Here is a 22,200-nt window from a genome sequence, read left to right on the forward strand (position 1 = left end):
AATTAAATTACTTCTTAATGAATTTAGAATTGAAAGATTCTTCTCCTTTTTCTTCAACAGTAATTACATAACCTCCTTTAATTAATTCAGAAACATTAATCTGCCCATTATTGATATTTCCTTGTTTTACCAATTGTCCAGTTGCTCCATAAATTTTATAAGTCGCTTTATCTGAAACCTTTGTAATATTTAAAATATCTGATGTAGGATTTGGATAAATCTGAATATTATTTTTAGGGTTTACTACATCACTGGTTGATAAAACCTGCGACTTTAAAAATCTGCTTTGTGTAGAACTGAAGTGCGATCCTGAAAGCAAAGTTACCCCACCCTGAGTTTTGATATTATAATATCCTCCGTAAGGATAAAGTCCGTCCCCATAAGAATCGTTAATTGTAAATGTATAGCATTCATTTGGATTTAATGTCCAGTTTTCACTAATCAGCGCCGGAAGATTTGCACCGGAATCTGTATATCCAACTGCGGGACTGCTGTAAATAACCGTTCCCGAACTATTAGTCAGCGTCCATGAAGTTTCACTTCCGTAATTGTCCAGTTGAAGATTAAACACGACATTAGTATCCATTCTTGCAGGAGCTCCAAGATAGTTTACTGTTACATTACTGTTGGATGTTCTTTGGTCTACTGCTCCATTTACAGAGGTTACATTAATGTTTAGCTGTCCTCCCAAAGCTGTAGAACTCATAGGAAGTGTAATGATTGCATATTTATCCTGAGCTAAACTTCCGCTCCAGTTAAATGTCTGAACATTTCCGTTCAGGGTATAGGTTATTACCGCAGAAGTCATTGTACTAGTTCCTCTGTTGTATAAGGAAATTTTTGGAGCCTGAGTAACACTGGAACAATCTACTGTATTACATTCCCTTTCAAGTTTTACTTCCGCATCATTTGCAAATAATGGAATAGCTATATCTTTGGTAGAAGTTTTCAACTCCACTCTCCTTGGAGAATTATTCATAACCGCAGTTATCCTGTCTTTCTGATTGACTGTAAATACGTTCATACAGGTATCTGTTGTATAATCCATATAATTCTGAATCATATCGTTTCCAGCCGCAGAAGGGCAAGAATCTACTGTTACACAATTGTAATTGGGAGCACTTGCAGCGGGTGTATCCGGACAATAGTCTTTATTGCTGTCTGTAGCATTCACAACACAAGAAGCATTATCTCCCCATATGTGTCTCAATCCCAAAAAGTGTCCCACTTCATGCGTCATTGTTCTTCCTTTATCATAAGGAGCTCCAAGCAGGAAAGAGTTATTCACATTATAATCACTGCTTCCAAATGTGGCATAATTAGCAACCACCCCATCGGTATAAGCCTCACCTCCAATAGTGCTTAAACCTCCTAAATTAGAGTTTGATGGAAACTGCGCATATCCTAATAATGTAGAACTTGTGAAACTTACACTCCACATATTCATATATTGGGTAGGATCCCAAATTGTTTCAGGTTTTACAAATGAATTGATTTCCGCCTGAGACCATGTAGCCTGACACAAATTTACACGATCAATCCCATTGGTAGGATTTCCATTGGGATCTACTTTGGCTAAAGCGAACTGAATCATGGTATCTGCTCCAACAGCATTGGTATTGAATCCCGGAGTTCCAGCCAATCTTCTGAAATCATTATTCATTACTGTTATCTGAGACATTACCTGTTCATCAACGATATTTGGCGCTACTCCTAAATTCTGGCCACTATGAATAACGTGTACCACAACAGGAATGGTTATAATATTTCCGTTTTGGGATTTATTTGCTTTAGCTTTTTCCACTAAGGGAGCTAACCAGGATTCAAACTGTTCTACAGTCATTCTTCCCGGAAATGTCTTTTGTAGAAATTCTTCGTATTCAGTTGTTGAACACCTATCAAATCCATAAGATTTCGCAAGTTCAGATGGTGATTTTTCAACGCTAAAATCAGCTTTTCTTTTAGTAACATTTTGAGCCACTAAATCTGCGGCAAAAAAAGAAGATAATAAAAATAAAGCTTTAAAAGTAGTAGATTTTCGCATATAAATTATTTAATATTTGCAAATGTAAATATTTTAAATAAAAATATTTAAAAAAAGAAGCTTATTTATAAAAACAACAGACCAAAAACAAAAAAATTCCTAACTAATAACAAAAAAGCCCTGAAATAAATTTCAGAGCTTTCTATAAATAATGTAATGACTATTTATTTTTTAATAAATTTAATATTCTCAGAGATATTACCATCTTTTATTGTAATGATGTAGGTTCCTTTAACTAATTCAGAAACTCTCACCTGATTGTTATCAATATTTCCGGCTTTCACTAATTGCCCTACCGCATTATAAATTTCAAATTTAGCTTTACCTGAAACTTTAGTAACATTTAACACATCATTTGCAGGATTAGGATAAACTGCGAATGAATCTTTATTCTTCACTTCGTTTGTTGCTAAAACTAAATTAGGGATAACTTTAAATGTTCTTTGCTGTGAGTAAGTAAAAGTGTTACCAGAAACCACAACAACACCTGCTGAGTTAAGCACTCTGTAACTTCCACCTAAATCATAAATCCCATCTCCATAATCATCATTAATTGTAAAAGTATAGCAATCATTCAAAGGAAGTACCCAACTTTGAGTGAATAGAGAAGGCATATTTGGATAGGTATCAGCTGTAGCTGCACCACTATATAGTACGGTTCCAGCACTATTTTTTAAATCCCACGTTGTTTCTGATCCCCAAAAGTCTCTCTGTAATTCAAACGTAAAATTAGTACTAGCTACCGGAACTGAATTTCCTATGACAACAGTAGAAGAATTATTCCCTGCTCTTTGGTCAGCAGTTCCATTAACAGAAGTGATCTGAGCGGTAATACTACCCTGTGATGCACCCGTAGGTAAGCTAATTATAGTATATTTATCCTGAGCTAAATTTCCTGTCCAGTTGTATGTTTGTAAAGCTCCTCCATTAACAGAGTAAGAGATTACCGCTGAAGTTAAGGCATTCGTACCTCTGTTATACAACATATATTGTACTGTTACATTTGAAACGGTTCCACAAGAAGTTTCACTACAGCTTCTTTCTCCTTTCAGTTCTCCATCATTAGCAAATAAAGGAATTGCCTGATCGGCAGTAGAAGTTTTCAATTCCATTCTTCTCGGAGAATTATTCATTACTGCTGTAATTCTATCTTTCTGGTTAATTGTAAAGATATTCATACAAGTATCTGTAGTATAATCCATATAGTTTTCTACCATTTCATAAAGACCAGAAGTACAGCTTGCAATTGGAGTAACACAACTACCATTTGAAGTATGTGCAGGGGGTGTATCATTACAATAGTCAGTTGCACATGCTAATCCATTTGGATCAGTACCATCATCATCTCCCCAGATGTGTCTTAATCCTAAAAAGTGACCAACTTCATGAGTCATTGTTCTTCCTTTATCATATGGAGCTGCTAAAAGAAAAGTTCCATCAGTATAATCACTGCTTCCAAATGTTGCATAGTTAGCAACCACGCCGTCTGTATTTGCATAACCTCCGTTGACTTCTAACCCCCCTAAACCCGAAGATGAAGGAAATTGCGCATATCCTAAAAGACCTGTATCCGCAAAGTTCACACTCCACATATTCATATATTTTGTGGGATCCCAGATCGTTAATGGCTTTACATAATCATCAATAGCAGACGTTGCCCAAGATGCCTGACAAAGATTTACACGATCTATACCATCAGTAGGATTACCATTAGGATCTACTTTTGCCAAAGCAAACTGAATCATCGTATCGGCTCCAACTGCATTTGAATTAAATCCGGGTGTACCTGCCATTCTTCTGTAATCATTATTCATTACCGTAATCTGAGACTTAACCTGATTATCAGTAATATTTGGAGCAACTCCTAAAGCCTGTCCGCTATGGATTACGTGTACTACAACAGGAATCGTAATAATTCCACCATTTTGAGATTTGTTAGTTTTTGAATTCTCAATTAATGGCGCCAACCAAGCTTCAAACTGAGCTTCATTCATTCTTTTAGGATCATTTCTCTGCAACATAGCTTCATACTCTGTGGATGCACATCTAATAACCCCATTCATTTTCTTTAAATCATCTATTGTATATGTTTTGCCAAATACGATCTTTTCCTGCCCCTGAATTTTTTGTTTTTGAGCAAAGATTGAATAGCCTACCAATACAAATAATAAAAGAGATACTCTAAAAGTAATTTTAAAATTCATATATTAGAAATATTAATTAATGTACAAATATATCAATTTGTGGTACATTTTTTAATACAATCATAATAAAAAACGAATTTTAACATAAATAAAACTAAAATGAAAGGTAATACTCTATTTTTAATAATTTACTGTTTTTTAAATATTAAATGTATTTCACAAAATAATTACAAAAATACAGTACATAATTCAACAATAATTGAAAAATACAATAAAATCGAAAAGATAGAATTAAGAGAGCAGACCAGAGGAACAAACCGTTTAATTACTTTCACAAAAGATGCGGTAACTACCTATCTTAACGGAAACACTTCAACATCACAAATTACCGCAACGGATTGGGAAAACATTTCCAAACAAGTAAATCTGTTGGATCTTCCGAAAATATCCACATATGAATCTTCAACAACCAGAAGATTTTCAGACGGAGCTTTGGCTTCTTCCATTACTGTTACTGCAAATGGAAACACTTACAATTCAGCAGGATTTGATGCAGGAATCCCCCCAAAAGAATTGGAGGGACTTTATATTGTGTTAAAAGGAAAATCTAAATCTGTTATCAAAATACCGAAAACCCGCTAAAACTTATAGGCAAGATTCCAAGCGAAGCCCATTCCGAATTTAGAAGAGCTTCTTCCGAATCCCGGAACGATCATAGGCTGGATTTCATCTTGTTTTGTGGTGTATACCAAATATCTCGGCTGAAGATTGACATCAATGTAGAAATTAGTTTCAAAAAGCTGCACTCTTCCTCCCAGTGTTCCTTCCAGCCAATAGGATGACTGTGTAGAAGAAGGAAAGGATATTGCAGAACTGCTTCCACCGTAACCACGAACCGGAACTGCCATATATTCCTGCTTATAAAATGAACCGGCTACTTTTCCACCCGCATAGAAACCATTGAATTCATTTTCAAGGTCTTTTGCCAGCATATAAAAGGCTCCGATCTTCACGAAAGGACCGTTTGCTTTTCCGTCATAACCGTTTTTCTGGTAAATATTAGATTCAAAACCGGCTTCTGCTATGGCATGAAGATTATCTTTCAGCTTTGAAGATACAAAACCCTGATACAGCTTTCTGTCTGAAAAGAAAGAAACCCCTGTATTCAGAACATCAAAACCGATCATGAAATTCGGTTCATATTTCCATTTTTCCTTTGCAGTTTCCTTTTCTTTTTTCTCCTGAGCAAAACCCAGAAGACTGATTATACTAAAAAAGAAGGAAAAGATTAGTCTTGTCTTCATTCTCTATAAAATTTTGTCCGGCCTGGATTTCTTTTACCGGAGTGGTTGTCGTTGGATCTAATACTGAATTTAAATTTTCGTAGGTAAGCTTTATTCCGCAACCCGGAGAAACATATGCAGATTTCGTAGTGTAGTTTACTCTTACTTTAGATTCAGAACCTTTGTTGGTAATTCTGAAATAAATATCTGTATATGCAGAATTGTCTACTCTTAAAGGAATAACTCTTGATGTAATATTAGCCTGTCCTCCCAACTGTACTTTTCCGGAGCCATAATCTACTGCTACATACAGAGAATCCAGTGTTTTTTCCTTATCGGTTGCCTGTGTTTTAAAAGAAACTTTCATTCGTGGAGTTCCTTCCCCGCTTTCACAGATATCATTATCGCCGCCACATGAAAAAAGCAGACTGATAAAAGAAACGGCGATTAAAAATTTAAAATATTTCATCTGAACATTTTGTTTTACTTTACCGGGCAAATCCGGCATTTCATCTTAAGATTTGATTCCTTCAAAAGTAATTAAATTATTTCTTAATCAGCAAAGCAATATTTTCTACATGATGCGTCTGCGGGAACATATCCACCGGTAAAATCTTTACCACATCATACTGTTCTTTCATTAAGGCTAAATCTCTTGCCTGTGTAGCAGAATTACAGCTTACGTAAACTACTTTTTCAGGAGAAAGTTTTAAAATCTGCTCAACCACTTTCTGGTGCATTCCGTCTCTTGGAGGATCCGTGATGAGAACATCTGCTTTAGGATGATTTGCAAGGAAATCGTCATTGAAAATGTCTTTCATATCTCCGCAATAGAACGTTGTATTCGTAAGACCGTTCAGTTCTGCGTGTTCAATGGCTGCATCTATGGCTTCCTGTACAGATTCTATTCCGATGACCTGCTTTGCATTTCTGGCTACATACTGAGCAATTGTTCCTGTACCTGTATAAAGGTCATAAACTACTTCATCTCCTTTTAAATCTGCAAATTCAAGCGTTTTTCTGTATAATTCCAGCGCCTGTTTGTAGTTGGTCTGAAAGAATGATTTTGGACCGATTTTAAACTTTAAACCATCCATTTCTTCCATTAAATAACCTTCCCCGAAATACACATTGATATCCAGATCGTAAATAGAATCGTTGGCTTTCGGATTAATCGCGTAGACCAAAGTCTTGATCTGCGGGAATTTTTCAAGCAAAAAGCTGAAAAGTTTTTCTCTGTTTTCTTTTTCTTCCCTGAAAAGCTGGAAAAGAACCATCCATTCGCCTTTTGAGTTCTGTCTCATCATTAAAGTTCTTAAAAAACCTTCGTGATTGCGAACATCAAAGAAGTCTAAACCTTCATTTACAGCATACTGTTTCACTGCCAATCGGATCGCGTTTGAAGGATCTTCCTGAAGGAAACATTCTTTAAGATCAAGAATTTTGCTCCACATCCCCGGAATATGAAACCCTAAAGCATCTCTGCTGCCGAAATTTTCTTCGGAACTGATCTCGTATTGGGTAAGCCAACGGGAATTGGAGAAAGAAAACTCCATTTTATTTCGGTAAAAATACTGTTCTTCCGAACCTAAAATCGGAACGGTCTCAAAATTTTCAATTCCTCCGATTCGTTTAATATTATTATACACTTCTTCCTGTTTGAAAGCGAGCTGCTTTTCATAGCTCATATTCTGCCATTTGCAGCCTCCGCAAACTCCGAAATGAACACATTTCGGCTCTACTCTGTAAGGCGATTTTTCAAGAACTTCCAAAGCTTCACCTTCGTAGTATTTGGACTTTGCTTTTTTCACTCTTACATTCACCACATCTCCCGGAATTGCTCCGGAAACCATTACGGTTTTCCCTTCTTCCGTTCTTCCTATTGCCACTCCTTTAGCTCCTGCATTTAAGAGTTTTATATTTTCAAGAATTAAATTTTTCTTATTCTTTCTGCTCATTGTACAATTTTCTATTTTCCTAATGAAACTTTTAAGTTTCAATCTGCAAAAATACAATAAAAAAAACCTTATCCGAAGATAAGGTTTATATCTGTACTCAATTTAAATTATTTCGTCTGAGCCGGCTGAGGATTTGCCTGTTGCTGAGGAGCCTGTTGTGCTGCTTGCTGCTGCTGAGCCGCAACCACCGCAGGATCCATTCCTAATCCCGGTTGTAACTGAACGTTAGGATTTACCTTTGGAGCGGAAAGACCTGTTTGCTTGTCTAAAACCGTCACCAATTCCGGATCTCCTAAGTTGAAGAACGGTTTGCTTGCAATTTTACCGTCTTTATCTACCACGATAAAGCAAGGCAACTTAAATCCGTAAACTCCGTATTTTTTAGCAATATCAGAATTTAATCCGTTTTCACAGTAAACATTAGTTCCGGTAATTCCTTTTAGTAAAGAGCTGCTTGTTTTCACAAACTGGTCTTTTGTATCGTCAACATTTACAAAAACAAAATTCATTTTAGATTTGTAAAAATTCACTACTTCTTTCAATACAGGAATGGTAGCTTCTCCGATGTAAGGATTCCAAGAAGCATAAAAAGATAACAAATATGGTTTTCCTTTATTTTCAGAAAGATTGTAAGATTTTCCGTCTGCTTTTACCAAAGAAGCTTCAGGAGCCTGTTCTCCAATTTTGAATCCGTTGATGGCAAACTGAATTTTCTTTAGATCTTCTTTAATGGTAGCATCTTTAATATCTTCGTCGATAATTTTTTTGATCTTCTCAACTGTTTTTTCAGGTGAACCCGGATGAATATCCGACTGCGCCATTACGAATGCCAATAAATAGTCTTTAGCCGTCTGTGAAAGATCTTTTTGATTTTTCTTTAAATATTCTGTGAATAATTCTGAAGTGGTAACATCCGTTTTCCCTGCAGTTTTTGCCTGAGCATATTTCTGAAAATCAGGGCTCATTTTGGTTAAAAGATATTCTCTGTATAAAGGATGTTCTTTTACCAATACATCTTTGTTCTCTTCCAGCTTATTAGTGAAATCTGTAAAAGCTTTCGTTACTTTAAATGAAGGATTGCCCATTTGCTTATGTCCCATTTCATACTGGTTCAGGATGGTAAGCAACGTAGTTGAAAGATCGTTTTTCTTCCACGTAACCACTTCATTATCCGGACTAAACTTCTTAACATTTTCATCGATGTTTTTATTAACATCTGCCTGAACTTTTTCCATTCCCTTAAGGAAGGTTTTTTCATCTTTCGTCATCAGCTCATTCATATTAACTGTCTGAGCATACGTTGCAAGATATTTCTGGGTAGCCATGAAGAAATCGTTATTGTTCTTCGCATCTCCTGTAATCACATATTCAGTCGGGAAAGTCATTGCATTTCCTGAAATTTCAAGTTTCTGACCTCCTTTAAGATAGATTAAATTTCTTTTTCCTCCGTAAGAAAGAAGATACATTCCGCTTTTCGGAGCATCGAAATTTCCTGTGAAAGTTCCGTCTTTATTTACCCCGATATTCATTAATGGTAAAGTAGCTACTCCCGAAGCTTCTATTAATTCGATTCTCTCCAATGGAGAACCTCCCGTGATTTTTCCTTTTACTTCTACTTTTTTAGAGCAAGACATCGCAAAAACCGCGATGATAAACAATAAAAGATATTTTTTCATTTTGAATTTTATAATTACGCAAAAATAGTTTTTTCATTAAACTAAAAGCAATTAAATATTACTTTTATGAAAGATTTAACTAAAAAAAATCGCCATCCGGTGAGGAGACGATTTTTTATGTTATCTCGATAGATTTTATCCTCTGTCAGCAAAAGCTGTGATAAATTCTCTGTTCATTCGGGCAATGTTTTCAAGAGAAATTCCTTTCGGACATTCCACTTCACAAGCTCCTGTGTTGGAACAGTTTCCGAATCCTTCTTCGTCCATAGCTTTTACCATGTTCAGCACTCTTCTCTTTGCTTCTACTCTACCCTGCGGTAAAAGTGCGTACTGAGAAACTTTAGCTCCTACGAAAAGCATTGCAGATCCGTTTTTACAGGTAGCCACACAAGCTCCGCATCCGATACAGGCAGCAGCGTCCATTGCTTTGTCAGCATCTTCTTTAGGAACCGGAATTGCATTGGCGTCCAAAGTATTACCTGAAGTATTCACCGAAATGAAACCACCTGCAGCCATTACTCTGTCGAATGCGCTTCTGTCTACCATTAAGTCTTTAATAACCGGAAAAGCCGCACTTCTCCAAGGTTCGATAACAATGGTTTCACCGTCTTTGAACATTCTCATGTGAAGCTGGCAGGTTGTAATTCCTGTATCCGGACCGTGTGCTCTACCGTTGATGTAAAGAGAACACATTCCGCAGATTCCTTCACGACAGTCGTGATCGAAAGCTACCGGCTCTTTTCCTTCGTTAATTAAACTCTCGTTAAGGATGTCCAACATTTCCAAAAATGAAGAATCTGTAGAAACATCCGATATTTTATAAGTCTCAAACTGACCTTTAGATTTATTATTTTTTTGTCTCCAAATTTTCAGCGTAAGATGTAAGCCTTTTTTTGCACTCATAATTGTATATTTAAAAGATTGGAGATTATTTGTAACTTCTTGTTTTAACTTCGATGTTGTCGTAGATCAGTTCTTCTTTATGCAACACTTCTGCGTTGATATCGCTTCCCTGATATTCCCAAGCTCCTACATATTTGTAATTTTCGTCATCTCTTTCAGCCTCTCCGTCCGGAGTTGAGTGGTCTTCACGGAAATGTCCTCCACAAGATTCGTTTCTGTGCAATGCATCGATAGCCATTAACTGTCCAAGCTCTAAGAAATCGGCAACTCTAAACGCTTTTTCAAGCTCAGTATTCATTCCGTCGTTATCTCCCGGAACTTTTACGTCTTTCCAGAAATTGTTTCTTACTTCTTCAATTTCTCTGATGGCTTCTCTTAAACCTTCTGGCGTTCTTCCCATTCCTACTTTATTCCACATTATGTTTCCTAACTGCTTGTGGAAATAATCTACTGAATGGGTTCCTTTATTATTTAAGAAGAAATCAATTTTTTCTTTAATTCCTTTTTCAGCTTCGTCAAATGCGGAAGAAGCCGTAGGAATAGCTCCTGTTCTGATATCTGCAGAAAGATAATCTGCAATGGTGTAAGGAAGTACGAAGTATCCGTCTGCAAGTCCCTGCATCAAAGCGGAAGCTCCCAATCTGTTGGCTCCGTGATCTGAGAAGTTCGCTTCCCCGATAACGAAACATCCCGGAATAGTAGACTGTAAATTGTAATCTACCCAAACTCCACCCATGGTATAGTGAACCGCAGGATAAATCTTCATCGGAGTTTTGTAAGGATCGTCTGCTGTAATTTTTTCGTACATTACGAAAAGGTTACCGTATTTCTCCTCAACCCACTTTTTACCCAAATCATAAATCTGCTGATCTGTAGGATTGCTGATGTGTTTCTCAATAGCAGCTTCTCTACCTTTTTTCATGATCTCTGTAGAGAAATCAAGGTAAACACCTTCCTGAGTATCGTTATTTTCGATTCCGTATCCGGCATCACATCTTTCCTTAGCCGCTCTTGAAGCAACGTCTCTAGGAACAAGGTTACCGAATGCAGGATATCTTCTTTCCAGATAATAATCTCTGTCTTCTTCTTTGATGTTTTCAGGTCTTAATTTTCCTGCTCTGATCGCTTGTGCATCTTCAATCTTTTTAGGAACCCAGATTCTTCCCGAGTTTCTTAAAGATTCAGACATCAAAGTAAGCTTAGACTGCTGTGTTCCGTGAACCGGAATACACGTTGGGTGAATCTGTACATAACAAGGATTTGCGAAATACGCTCCTTTTTTGTGGATTTTCCATGCTGCAGAAACGTTGGAACCCATTGCGTTTGTAGAAAGGAAATATACGTTTCCGTATCCTCCTGAAGCAATAACCACTGCGTGTGCAGAGTGTCTTTCGATTTCACCTGTTACAAGGTTTCTTGCGATGATTCCTCTTGCTTTTCCGTCTACGATCACAAGATCCATCATTTCATGACGGTTGTACATTTTAATTCTGCCTTTACCGATCTGACGGCTCATTGCAGAATAAGCACCTAATAATAACTGCTGACCTGTCTGTCCTTTTGCGTAGAAGGTTCTCTTTACCTGAACCCCACCGAATGAACGGTTATCTAACTGACCTCCGTACTCACGTCCGAAAGGAACTCCCTGAGCAACGCACTGGTCAATAATATTTGCAGAAACTTCAGCCAATCTGTAAACGTTTGCCTCTCTTGCTCTGTAGTCTCCCCCTTTAATGGTATCATAGAACAATCTGTACGTAGAGTCACCGTCTCCCTGATAGTTTTTAGCTGCGTTGATACCTCCCTGAGCAGCAATAGAGTGTGCTCTTCTCGGAGAATCCTGATAGCAGAATGCTTTTACATTATATCCCTGCTCAGCTAAAGTAGCTGCTGCAGAACCACCTGCCAAACCTGTACCTACAACAATAATATCAATCTTGTCTCTGTTGTTTGGTGCAACAAGGTTCATATGGTCTTTATGATTTTTCCATTTATCCTTAAGAGGACCCGCTGGAATTTTTGAATCTAATTTACTCATATTAGTATATTGATATTATTGAGTTACAAAGTGATAAATTGCGATAATGATAAAACCTGCAGGAATAAGGATAGAATACCATTTTCCGAAAGCCTTAATTACCGGCGTATATTTTGGATGTCTTGCCCCGATTGACTGGAATGAAGACTGGAAACCGTGAGCCAAATGTAATCCTAGTAAAACGAAAGAAATTACATACAAAGCCACTCTCCAGATATCTGCGAACTTCTCGTGAAGTTCCGGCCAGAAACGTTCAGAATCCGGAGTAATTTGCTCAACATACTTGTAGTTGATCTCATGCCACCAGAAATCATAAAAGTGAAGCGCCAGAAAAGCCAACACTACAGATCCGGAAATAATCATATTTCTGGACATCCATGAAGAATTTGCAGAAGCGTTGTTTGCTGCATACTTCACAGGACGTGCTTTGTTATTCTTAATTTCAAGAACAAATCCCATAATGAAATGGAAAAAGACTGCAAAACCAAGAATAGGCTGCATTAAGAACTGCACAAAAGGATTATAGCCCATGAAATCTGATGCGGTATTGAATGCATCACGGTTTAGGACTGATAACAAATTGGTCGTCAAATGCAGTATAAGAAAAATCAGCAAAAACAGAGCTGATAATGCCATAGCATATTTTCTACCTATCGTAGAACTCGTTAAACCTGCCATATAAGTTTAAATTTGATTTTCCACAAAATTAAGAAATGTTAACAACATCAAAAAGTGAGAAATCTCACAAAAACCCAGTTTGTAATCTTTCTAAATAAGAGTTAAAATATTATAAATAAAGGAAAAAAAGAAAATGTAATGATTAATTAAAGTTATAAATTTTGCAGTTACAAACTACTTTTTATTCATCTTTTCTGAAAGCTCAATTTAAAATTTCATCACCCTTTTCAGAAAAATATTTAAATCAACTGCAGTATACCAAAAACATAGTGCGCAACAACGAAAATGTAGTGAGCAATGACGAAAATACAGTGAGCAATAACAAAATTGTAGTGAGCAATGATAAAAATCTACTGCGCTGAACTAAAAATATGCTGTGCTAAAGTAAAAATGCCGAGAACCAGAATAAAAATATAGTGAACCAAAATAAAAATTGAAAGAAGTATCATAAAACGGCATTGAGCTTTCTAAAAAAAACTCTTTTGTAAGAAAAAAATAAAGAGCCTTAAATCAATTATACAATGTATTTTAATGAAAATAAAAAGATATGCGAAAAAAAGTTTTTATTGCAAAAATTGTCTGAAAAAATGCAGGAAAAATTATTACAAAATAATATATTTATCGCTCAAATTTTTAATAAAAAAGCACTATGGGAATACAAAAGGAAGAGTATGTGCCGATCGCGGACACATTACTAAGAAGTTTAGCAAGGGATATAGACAATTTTGAATCTGCCAATCATTTATTCAATTCAGCATATCTCGCAGCAATGCAGGACAAAACAGACGCAGTAAGGGCAAAAGAAACCGGAGATGCACTGCTTGTACAGCAGAAACAGGCAACACAGGATCTGTATGTATTGGGCAATGAACTTAACAAGCCTATGAAACTTCTGGATCTGGTTGTAAAAAAAGCCAATGTAAAAACCACCCTGCCCAGCGATGTCCTGAAAAAAATAAAGAACAGAAATTTTGAGGGCACCCTCCTGACTTTAAAAGCGCTGAAAGATGTGGTTACCTCACAGTCTGATGTATTGATTTCAAACGGAATGAAAGCAGACACGGTAACGGTCTTAGAAAATGCATTTGCCGCAATAACGGCTAAAAGCAATGAACAGACGAGTTTACAGCAGCAAAGAAAAGCATTTACTTCTGAGAATAAAGGGTTTTGTATAAGGAACTGTATACCTATATCAGCGAAGTGGCAAAACTGGGGAAAATTATATTTCAGGGAGAGCAGAAAGCTTCAGAATATACGCTCGAAAATCTGATCGCAATGGTACATTCTTCCAAAGGAAATAGCGGAGGAAATCCGGCTCAGGAGAAAAAACCTTCATAAATTAAAATTATATTTTATATTTTTAAAATCTGCATGATATAGTAAATTACCATTATAATTTTTCTATATTTTCGTAATATAATTTTTAACGAAACAAGCGTAAGGCTATCAATTTGGAATAAATAAAACCGCTAATCTTCTAAAAGACCAAATTTTGATAGACTTACGCAATGTAATGTAAGCACAACAGATTCAAATTTATTTTTCTGATAAATTTTAAACAAATCATTGTAAATAAAACTCGCACCGTGCGCTGAGCGGAGCCGAAGCGCACATCAATACGACTTCATTTTAAACAGATCATTGTAAACCAAACCCTCCACCGTGCGCTGAGCGGAGCCGAAGAGCACATTAAAACACACCCATAAAAATTTTTTTCACCATGATTTCCAACCTTTTTGAAAAAAATTGCATCCTTTAAAATAAAACGACATGTTTTGTCGTTAATGCTTTGTAATTTTGCAGAAAAGTAAAAAAGACAGGATTTTCTTTTTACCATTCTGAATAAAAAATTAATAAAAACAAGCTGTTAAAAGCTCATAAAAAAACTAAAAAGCCATGATTAAAACAAATAAATTTCGGACAGGTTCTGTCAAATTCAGTATCTATTCTTTAAGAATGCGGGTTTCCTTATTTTTCTAAGCATTCCCTTTCTTAATTTCACCTTTACAATAACGTTAAAATTACACTAAGTATGAAAAAACTCGGCATGAGTATGCTCACTCTGTGCAGTATTCTGAGCGTTTCTGCTCAGGAAGTGGTCTGGCAGAAAGATATCCGGTCTTCTACGCAGGACTTTCTTTCACAGGTCACCACAACCATCGATCAACAGTATTTAATTACCGGAAGCAGCATCCATTCTGACAACAGTCAACCAACAACTGGTAACCAAAAGCAGAACAACGGCTACGATTTCCATCTGGTTAAGCTGAACCAGCAGGGCGAAGAGGTCTGGGAAAAATATTTCTCTGGGAAAAACCATGACTTTTTGTCGGCAACGGTTAATACGCAGGAAGGAGGGTTTCTTCTGGCGGGCTCCAGCTATTCAGGGAAAGGGCTGGATAAAAAAGACGATTCTAAAGGCGGCAGCGATTTCTGGCTGATCCGCATCAACGAATTTGGCGATGAATTATGGCAGAAAACGATTGGCAGTGCTGCGGACGAAGAAGCAAGAGTGGTGATTCAGACCACGGATATGGGGTTCTTTGTCGCGGGAAATACAACCCTTCCCTTCGACTCCGCTCAGGGTAAACAAACTCAGGATCCGAAAATGAAGGGGTACGGTTCCAAAGATGTTTTGGTAGTACGACTGGATAAAAACGGAAAGGAACTATCCCAATTGATTTTAGGCGGAAAAGGCTTGGATGAAGTGGAAAAAATGATTCCCACCAAAGACGGCGGAGCTTTGTTAGGGATCTATTCCAGAAGCGCAGCTTTGGCAGGAAGCGGGAAGACGGAGGCTGTAAGTAGTAAAACCATCAATTATCAACCAAAAACAAGCAACAATTTTGGTGAAGGCGATTACTGGATCGTTAAGCTTTCGAAAGACGGAAAAGTGGAATGGGAAAAGAATTTCGGAGGAAAAGGCGACGATCATATAAGAACACTGGCACTGACTTCAACAGGCTATCTGATCGGAGGAGAATCCAGATCGGAAAGATCGGGAAATAAATCGGTGGGTATTGAAGACGGAACCGATTTATGGTTGGTTGCTATTGATTTAAGCGGAAATGAGCAGTGGCAGAAATCCTACAGCTTTAAAAACAGGGATGTTCTGATGGGGATGAGTGTCATTGCCGGGAAGCAGGAAGACGGAGGCGGGAAGTCTAAGGGAATTCTCTTAGGCGGTTACACACAGGCAGAAGGCAGGATTGAAAACGATGATGAGACTTTCTGGATGCTGTATCTCGACCAGAACGGAAATGAGCAGTGGAGAAAGCACGTGAAGGGAGAATCCCGAAAAAAAGAGGAACGGTTATCTGATATAAAGCTGAACCGTGACGGATCGATTGTACTCGCAGGAACCAGTGCAGAAGAATTAGGCAAAGAAAACTGGAAGATCGTGAAGCTGGGCGACAAACAGGTTGACCAGCTGATCGAAAAACAGGATATTAAGATATACCCGAACCCGGTAACAGATTTTGTGTATGTGGAGCTTGGGTTTGAGGGTTTGAGAGAAGGAGCGTTTGAGGCTGAGATCGCGGTATACGATATGGGCGGAAGAAAGCTTGAAACGGTAAAAACAAAAAACAAGATCACCAAAATCAACACCCAGCCTTTGATTCAGGGGGCATATCTGGTGGTAGTGAAAACCAATGACAAAACGGCGAATGCCAAATTGATTAAAAAATAATTAACTAATGAGAATAAATTTTAATTATAAGATTTTATTTTGTATTATAACATTGACTGGTAAATGGGCTTATGGTCAGGAGACGCAGTCTTTGATATCTACAGGAGCAAATGGAGGAGAAATTAAGATCCCAAATGTAATTCCTCCTTCACCAGAATCAAGCTTTAAGACAGATTTTGGAAATATTCCCATCAATGAGTATAGAGGAATGCCTTCTCTGAGAATCCCCATACATACTTTCAGTAATGGAGAAATCGAGCAAAAGATTGATTTAGTATATAGTAAGTTAGGAGTTAAGGTTAATGACATTTCTGATATTGTAGGTGTTAGTTGGATATTAGATACAGGAGGTATAATAAACAGAACGATTTATGATTTACCAGACGAAAGTGGTGAAAGATTTATTATAAGCAATATTAATAGTTTAAACATTTCAAATATTCAGGAAGGTACATCAGAAGCGGAATTTATTTCAGTAAAAGTGAAAAATGAAAACATTGATAATGAAGTGGATATTTTTAATTTTTCAGTAGGTAATTACTCAGGAAGTTTTTATTTGGATAGTAATTTTCAGCCTGTTATATTAGAAGACGGTGCAGGTGTCAAAATACAATCTGTGGGAAATTTTGCAATGACACATGAATTTGTATTGACAGCACCAGATGGAATAAAATATTATTTCGGAGGCAGTAATTTTGTTGACGCTACTTTTATTAAAAATAACCCTGCTTTTGGTGGTATAACAAGTTTTTATTTATATAAGGTTGAGGCAGGAAATAATACTATGGAATATACATATTATACAGACAACTCTAAACTACAGGCTCTTTCCGAATTTCAATCACAGTCTTACGGTTTTCAATCAAGTTTTCCGGCATATCAGCCCAACAATTCCTGTTCAGTTCCTCCCCCAACTAGTAATGTTTCAAAAATTAATACATTAAATATTCAGAATCCTAAGAAAATAAAAAGTATAAAATTTAATAATCAGGAAATACTTTTTAATTATACATCTGTTAACAATCAGGAATATGGAAAGCTTATTGGTATTCAGGTTTATAATCATCAAGTATTAAAAAAGCAAATTAATTTCTCATATATAGATAAACTGCAAAATTCTCAAAATCAAAGATTTTTCTTGGAAAAAGTTCAATCTTTTGCTTTTAATAATAATGTATTAAATTTAGCAGGGGAGTATAAATTAGAATATGATGATCCTTTAGACATTCCTGCGAGATTAAGTAAAAGTATTGATGTATTAGGATACTTTAACGGAAAATATGCGAATACTACTTTGGTTCCGAATCTAATCTTATTAGGAGGTAGTTATGACAATCCCGCATTGGCAGATCGGCGGGCAAATTTTCAGTTTGCTAAAAAAGGTACTTTAAAATCGATTACATATCCAACCAAAGGAAAAACAATTTTTGAATATGAATCTCAAGGTATAAAGGAAGCTGTATATAATCAAATCTCCGGAAGTGTAACTACTGAGGGGGGGAGTAATGTAAATTCTGATTTTAAAACTTTGAATGGAAGTGAGCTGTATATAAAACCCAGTGATTCTAGCGGATTATCTCCTGTTAATATTCAGATTACACTATCAATGATAAATCCTACAGCAATCCCGGCATTACAGGGGAAGATTCGGTTTAAAATAATTAATACTTCCACTCAAGAAGAAATTCTGGTAAAGAATTTATTTCTTCCAAAGAATGAAGGATATCTAAATCATGAATTTATCTTCAATGCAAACAAGAATATAAATTATAAGTTTTTTATAGAAATAACAGGAAGTTATCAAGATTTTACTTCAGATTTTACAGTGCGTTATCAAACAGGAATTAAAAGAAATGAAGGTGTGGGGTTGAGATTAAAAAAACAATATGATCTGAATGAACAAGGTATTATTACTAATATTAAAAGAATTTATTATACAGATATAAAAAATTATGATAATTTAGAAATTCTCTCAGAAAATCCATATATGCCGGGAGCTTTTACTACTACTAAATACACTCAGTTTGTAGCTGATCAGCAGGGTCCTAACGGTTCTTCCGGTTGTTTTTCAAATGGAGATTCTTTTTTCAACTATGAAAAATTAATTATCTCTGAACCAGTAACTTCAAATGAGTTTGAATTGGTTCCTTCGTATAGCTTAGATAACTTCCCAACCGTTTCTATAAGCTATGGGGGTGAACATTTTGAAAAAGGTGGTGAGCAAAAAGAATTTATTCATGAAAATGAAAATGCTTTAATGACAATAAGAAATCCTAATGAAGGTTTACCAGCTTATGTAGGAATGGTAGGCGAATTACAAGGCATTACTCAAAATGTAATTCAAAAAATTCAGCGAAAAAGATCCTATAATCAGTATAATGGAAACATAACCGACGTATTTGTTTTCTCAAGAGGTACAGATAATAATTTATATCTGAAGAAAAAAACTCAAAACGTATATGGACGTATAGAAGGTAACTCGATTTATAATCTATTGGGTAATGAAATTTATCAGGCAACAGCATATCCTTCAGGAACTGTTTCGGGCGCCGCTCTTTTCAATATGTGGTTCGGATTCACTAAGGTTTCTACATTTTTTAATCCTCTGCAACAAATTAAAACAACGGACTATTTCGAAAATGTTCCAATAGATGTTACTGATGATACCAATTATAAAAAGTTGGTTACAAATGTACATTATAATTACAATAATATAGAAAAACAACTTACCAAACAAACCCTCACAACCCCTGATAACAGCATCACAGAGACAAATTACCAGTACGCCCACGAAAAAAACAACCAGTTAATGATCAGTAAAAACATGATCGGTATTCCATTGGAAACCACCGTTACGCAAACCGTTGGCGGTGTTACCAAAACACTGGGCAAAACAGAAACGGTGTACCCGGCTTCCCTTCCTACGCCTCAGGCAGGAAACCTCGTGCTTCCGTTATCCCAGAAATCGTATGATAAACTCAGCGGTACTTCATCTACTGATGTTACCTACGACAAATACGATGAAAAAGGAAACATCCTTCAGTACACCACTAAAGACGGAATTCCGGTAGCCTTTGTTTGGGGATATAACAAAACCCAGCCCATTGCCAAGGTGGAGGGAATCACTTACGACCAACTGACTTCCGCAGTTCCGGTTTCAGGGATTGTAACGGCTTCCGACAATGATGCCGCAGATCCTGCACAGGAAAGCCTTCTTCTCGATGCCCTGAACAGCTTCAGAAAACAGTCGGCTCTTTCAGGAAAGCTGATCTCCACCTACACCTACGATCCGCTGATCGGGGTAACCAGCATCACCCCTCCGTCCGGAGTAAGACAGACCTACACCTACGATTCGGCAAACAGGCTGAAAGAAACAGGAGTAAGAGGAAAAAACAGCGCAGGAAGCTATATCAACAAAAAAATGTCTGAAAACAAGTACAACTACAAACCATAACACAAACATGATAAAATACAGTACAACCAAAGCATTCTCCCTGTTGGGGCTGGTTTTTGCTGCGATGTCCTTCGCACAGTCCCAGAACGAAAACTACATACAGTCCCGGAGCTGTCTGAATGACGACTGCAGCCGGAAATCCGAGACCATCACTTATTTTGACGGTCTGGGAAGACCCAAGCAGATCATCAGTGTAAAAGCGACACCCGGCGGAAAAGACCTGGTAACCCCCGTTACCTATGACGGCTTCGGAAGACAGGTGAAAAACATTCTTCCCGTTCCCGCCGCCACCCAGAACTCCTCCATCCACACCGGAATTACCGATGAAACCGCTGCCAACTCCTATTACGGGGTTTCCAACGCGTATTCTGAAAAGGAAATGGAAAACTCCCCGCTGGACAGGGTATTGCAGCAGGCAAGCCCGGGAGAGCCATGGAAAATGAGCTCGGGACACACCCAGAAGCTGAAGTACGAAACCAATCTGGGAACAGAGGTGAAAAAATTTATCACCAGTACAACGACCAGTACCGTAAACAATGTTTCCACTACGGTTTCCACGCTTTCGGTTTCTTCAGATAATTCGGGATATTATCCTGCCGCAACACTGTACAAAAATACCGTTACCGATGAAGACGGAAACCCTGTAACGGAATTTAAAAACGGACAGGGACAGACGATTCTGGTGCGCAGAAATGACGGCGCACAGAATGTGGACACGTATTATGTGTACAACGAGTACAGCCAGCTGGCTTTCGTCCTTTCCCCGAAAGCGGTAAAACAGATTTCAGATAACAGTAACCTGATTACGGATGCGATTTTAAACGAACTCTGCTACCAGTACCGGTATGACGGCAGAGACCGTCTGGTTGAAAAAAGACTGCCCGGAAAAGAATGGGAACTGATGGTGTACGACAAACAGGACCGTTTGGTGCTCACGCAGGATGCGATCCTGAGAACAGTAAACAACAGCTTCGGAAGCAAAGGCTGGCTTTTTACCAAATATGATGAGTTCGGAAGAGTGGCGTATACCGGTTTCTTCTCCAACACCGCATCGAGACAGGTAATGCAGAATGCCCTGAACAGCATGACTGCCAATGCCTACAATACGGAAAGAAGATCCTCCACCTCCTTTAATCTGCAGGGGCTGGACGTATACTACGACAAACAGGCATTTCCTACAGGAAGCATGACCCTGCTTTCGGTTAATTATTACGACACCTACCCTCCCGAAGCTCCGACAGTTCCGGCAACGGTTCTCGGACAGCATACGATGAAACAGACCCTGGGAAGCAGTGAAGATGCTTCCACGATAGGTATTTTAACCGCTACCTACGTTAAAAACATCGAAGACAACAACTGGACGAAAACCTACATCTATTACGATTCGATGGGAAGAGCAATAGCCACCAAAAGCACCAACCATCTCGGAGGATATACCAACACCGAAACCGAGCTGGATTTTGCGGGGGTTCCCAAGCTTTCTAAAACGTATCATAAAAGATTAAGTACAGATACTGAAAAAGTGATTACCGAAACGTTTGAATACGATTCTCAGAACAGGCTGGTAAAACATTATCATCAGGTAGACAATAATCCTGAAGAACTGCTTGCCGAAAACACCTACAACGATCTGTCCCAGCTTGTGAACAAGAAAGTAGGAAATAATCTTCAAAGCATCGATTACACTTACAATATCCGCGGATGGATGACCAAGATCAATGATCCGGCAAATCTTAACGGAAAACTGTTTGGATACAAAGTAAAATACAGTGAAGTGGAAGGGCTTGAAACGCCCAATACAGACTTTTCTACTCTGAAAGTAAAACCGAAATACAACGGCAATATTGCGGAAGTAGACTGGAGAACAGGGACAACCACAGGAGACAACCTGAGAAGATACGGCTATGTTTATGATGGAGCGAATAGATTACTGGCAGGATTTTACCAGAAAGACACCAATCCTTCTGCAAAGGAATATTTCGAAAAGATGGAATATGATCTTAACGGAAATATTTCCAATCTGAAAAGATCTGCGCAATCTCAGCAAGGTGCTTCTGCATTTAATATTGATGATCTTGGATATATTTATACCGGAAACAGGCTGACTTCCGTTACCGATTCCTCAACAGATTACAGAGGTTATCCCGATACTTCAGGAAACACGATTTCCTACGACCTGAACGGAAATATGAAAGATCATAAGGATAAAGGTATTCTTCAGATTGATTATAATTTTTTAAATCTTCCGAAATACATTAAGTTCAGTGATTTTGCAAGTTACGACAGGAGCAATAAAGTATATGTAAATACGAATTATCTTTACAGAGCAGA

The 22,200-nt window shown here is 37.5% G+C and carries 14 protein-coding genes; 5 read left to right on the plus strand and 9 right to left on the minus strand.

Features of this window, described 5'->3' with window-relative positions:
* Nucleotides 1–7 precede the first annotated feature (7 nt).
* Together H6W52_RS08120 and H6W52_RS08125 are read right to left on the minus strand one after the other, a co-directional pair.
* Nucleotides 8–2,044 (minus strand): M43 family zinc metalloprotease, encoded by a 2,037-nt coding sequence (locus tag H6W52_RS08120; protein WP_116097720.1) that lies wholly within the window; start codon nt 2,042–2,044, stop codon nt 8–10.
* A 164-nt stretch (nt 2,045–2,208) separates the two neighbouring features.
* Nucleotides 2,209–4,107 (minus strand): M43 family zinc metalloprotease, encoded by a 1,899-nt coding sequence (locus H6W52_RS08125; protein ID WP_185144403.1) that lies wholly within the window; start codon nt 4,105–4,107, stop codon nt 2,209–2,211.
* A gap of 240 nt (nt 4,108–4,347) precedes the next feature.
* Here H6W52_RS08125 and H6W52_RS08130 point away from each other — a divergent pair, with 240 nt between their 5' ends.
* Nucleotides 4,348–4,830, plus strand: a complete 483-nt coding sequence (locus H6W52_RS08130; protein WP_116097724.1) for a hypothetical protein — start codon at nt 4,348–4,350, stop codon at nt 4,828–4,830.
* Here the strand turns inward: H6W52_RS08130 and H6W52_RS08135 are convergent.
* The 7 genes from H6W52_RS08135 to H6W52_RS08165 form a co-directional block, all read right to left on the minus strand.
* A complete protein-coding gene (locus H6W52_RS08135) occupies nt 4,827–5,492 on the minus strand; it encodes a DUF6048 family protein (RefSeq protein WP_116097726.1) in 666 nt (221 codons plus the stop codon). The genes H6W52_RS08130 and H6W52_RS08135 overlap by 4 nt on opposite strands.
* On the minus strand, nt 5,458–5,940 hold the full coding sequence (locus H6W52_RS08140; protein ID WP_116097746.1) for a DUF6452 family protein: 483 nt from the start codon (nt 5,938–5,940) through the stop codon (nt 5,458–5,460). The genes H6W52_RS08135 and H6W52_RS08140 overlap by 35 nt, the downstream gene beginning before the upstream one ends.
* Before the next feature lie 76 nt (nt 5,941–6,016).
* Nucleotides 6,017–7,429, minus strand: a complete 1,413-nt coding sequence (rlmD, locus tag H6W52_RS08145; RefSeq protein ID WP_116097728.1) for a 23S rRNA (uracil(1939)-C(5))-methyltransferase RlmD — start codon at nt 7,427–7,429, stop codon at nt 6,017–6,019.
* Nucleotides 7,430–7,536: 107 nt separating this feature from the next.
* Nucleotides 7,537–9,105 carry a TlpA family protein disulfide reductase gene (locus tag H6W52_RS08150; protein ID WP_116097730.1) on the minus strand — a complete coding sequence of 523 codons (1,569 nt, stop codon included), beginning with the start codon at nt 9,103–9,105 and terminating at the stop codon, nt 7,537–7,539.
* A gap of 135 nt (nt 9,106–9,240) precedes the next feature.
* Complete coding sequence (locus H6W52_RS08155) at nt 9,241–10,008, minus strand: succinate dehydrogenase/fumarate reductase iron-sulfur subunit (RefSeq protein WP_076390676.1); 768 nt, start codon at nt 10,006–10,008, stop codon at nt 9,241–9,243.
* 25 nt (nt 10,009–10,033) lie between these two features.
* A complete protein-coding gene (locus H6W52_RS08160) occupies nt 10,034–12,046 on the minus strand; it encodes a fumarate reductase/succinate dehydrogenase flavoprotein subunit (RefSeq protein WP_116097732.1) in 2,013 nt (670 codons plus the stop codon).
* Between the two features lie 15 nt (nt 12,047–12,061).
* Nucleotides 12,062–12,724 (minus strand): succinate dehydrogenase cytochrome b subunit, encoded by a 663-nt coding sequence (locus H6W52_RS08165; RefSeq protein WP_116097734.1) that lies wholly within the window; start codon nt 12,722–12,724, stop codon nt 12,062–12,064.
* Between the two features lie 649 nt (nt 12,725–13,373).
* Between H6W52_RS08165 and H6W52_RS08170 the strand changes: the two genes are divergently transcribed.
* The 4 genes from H6W52_RS08170 to H6W52_RS08185 form a co-directional block, all read left to right on the plus strand.
* Nucleotides 13,374–13,994 (plus strand): hypothetical protein, encoded by a 621-nt coding sequence (locus H6W52_RS08170; protein ID WP_116097736.1) that lies wholly within the window; start codon nt 13,374–13,376, stop codon nt 13,992–13,994.
* 762 nt (nt 13,995–14,756) lie between these two features.
* Complete coding sequence (locus tag H6W52_RS08175; protein WP_185216635.1) at nt 14,757–16,415, plus strand: T9SS type A sorting domain-containing protein; 1,659 nt, start codon at nt 14,757–14,759, stop codon at nt 16,413–16,415.
* Nucleotides 16,416–16,422: 7 nt separating this feature from the next.
* Nucleotides 16,423–19,869, plus strand: a complete 3,447-nt coding sequence (locus tag H6W52_RS08180; RefSeq protein ID WP_123892027.1) for an RHS repeat protein — start codon at nt 16,423–16,425, stop codon at nt 19,867–19,869.
* 7 nt (nt 19,870–19,876) lie between these two features.
* Nucleotides 19,877–22,200: DUF6443 domain-containing protein (locus tag H6W52_RS08185; RefSeq protein ID WP_228457548.1), on the plus strand; the 2,324-nt coding region annotated here is incomplete at its 3' end.

Origin of the sequence: Chryseobacterium sp. C2(2020) (assembly GCF_014218915.1) — a bacterium.
In the GTDB taxonomy this organism is placed as follows: Bacteria; Bacteroidota; Bacteroidia; order Flavobacteriales; family Weeksellaceae; genus Chryseobacterium; species Chryseobacterium mucoviscidosis.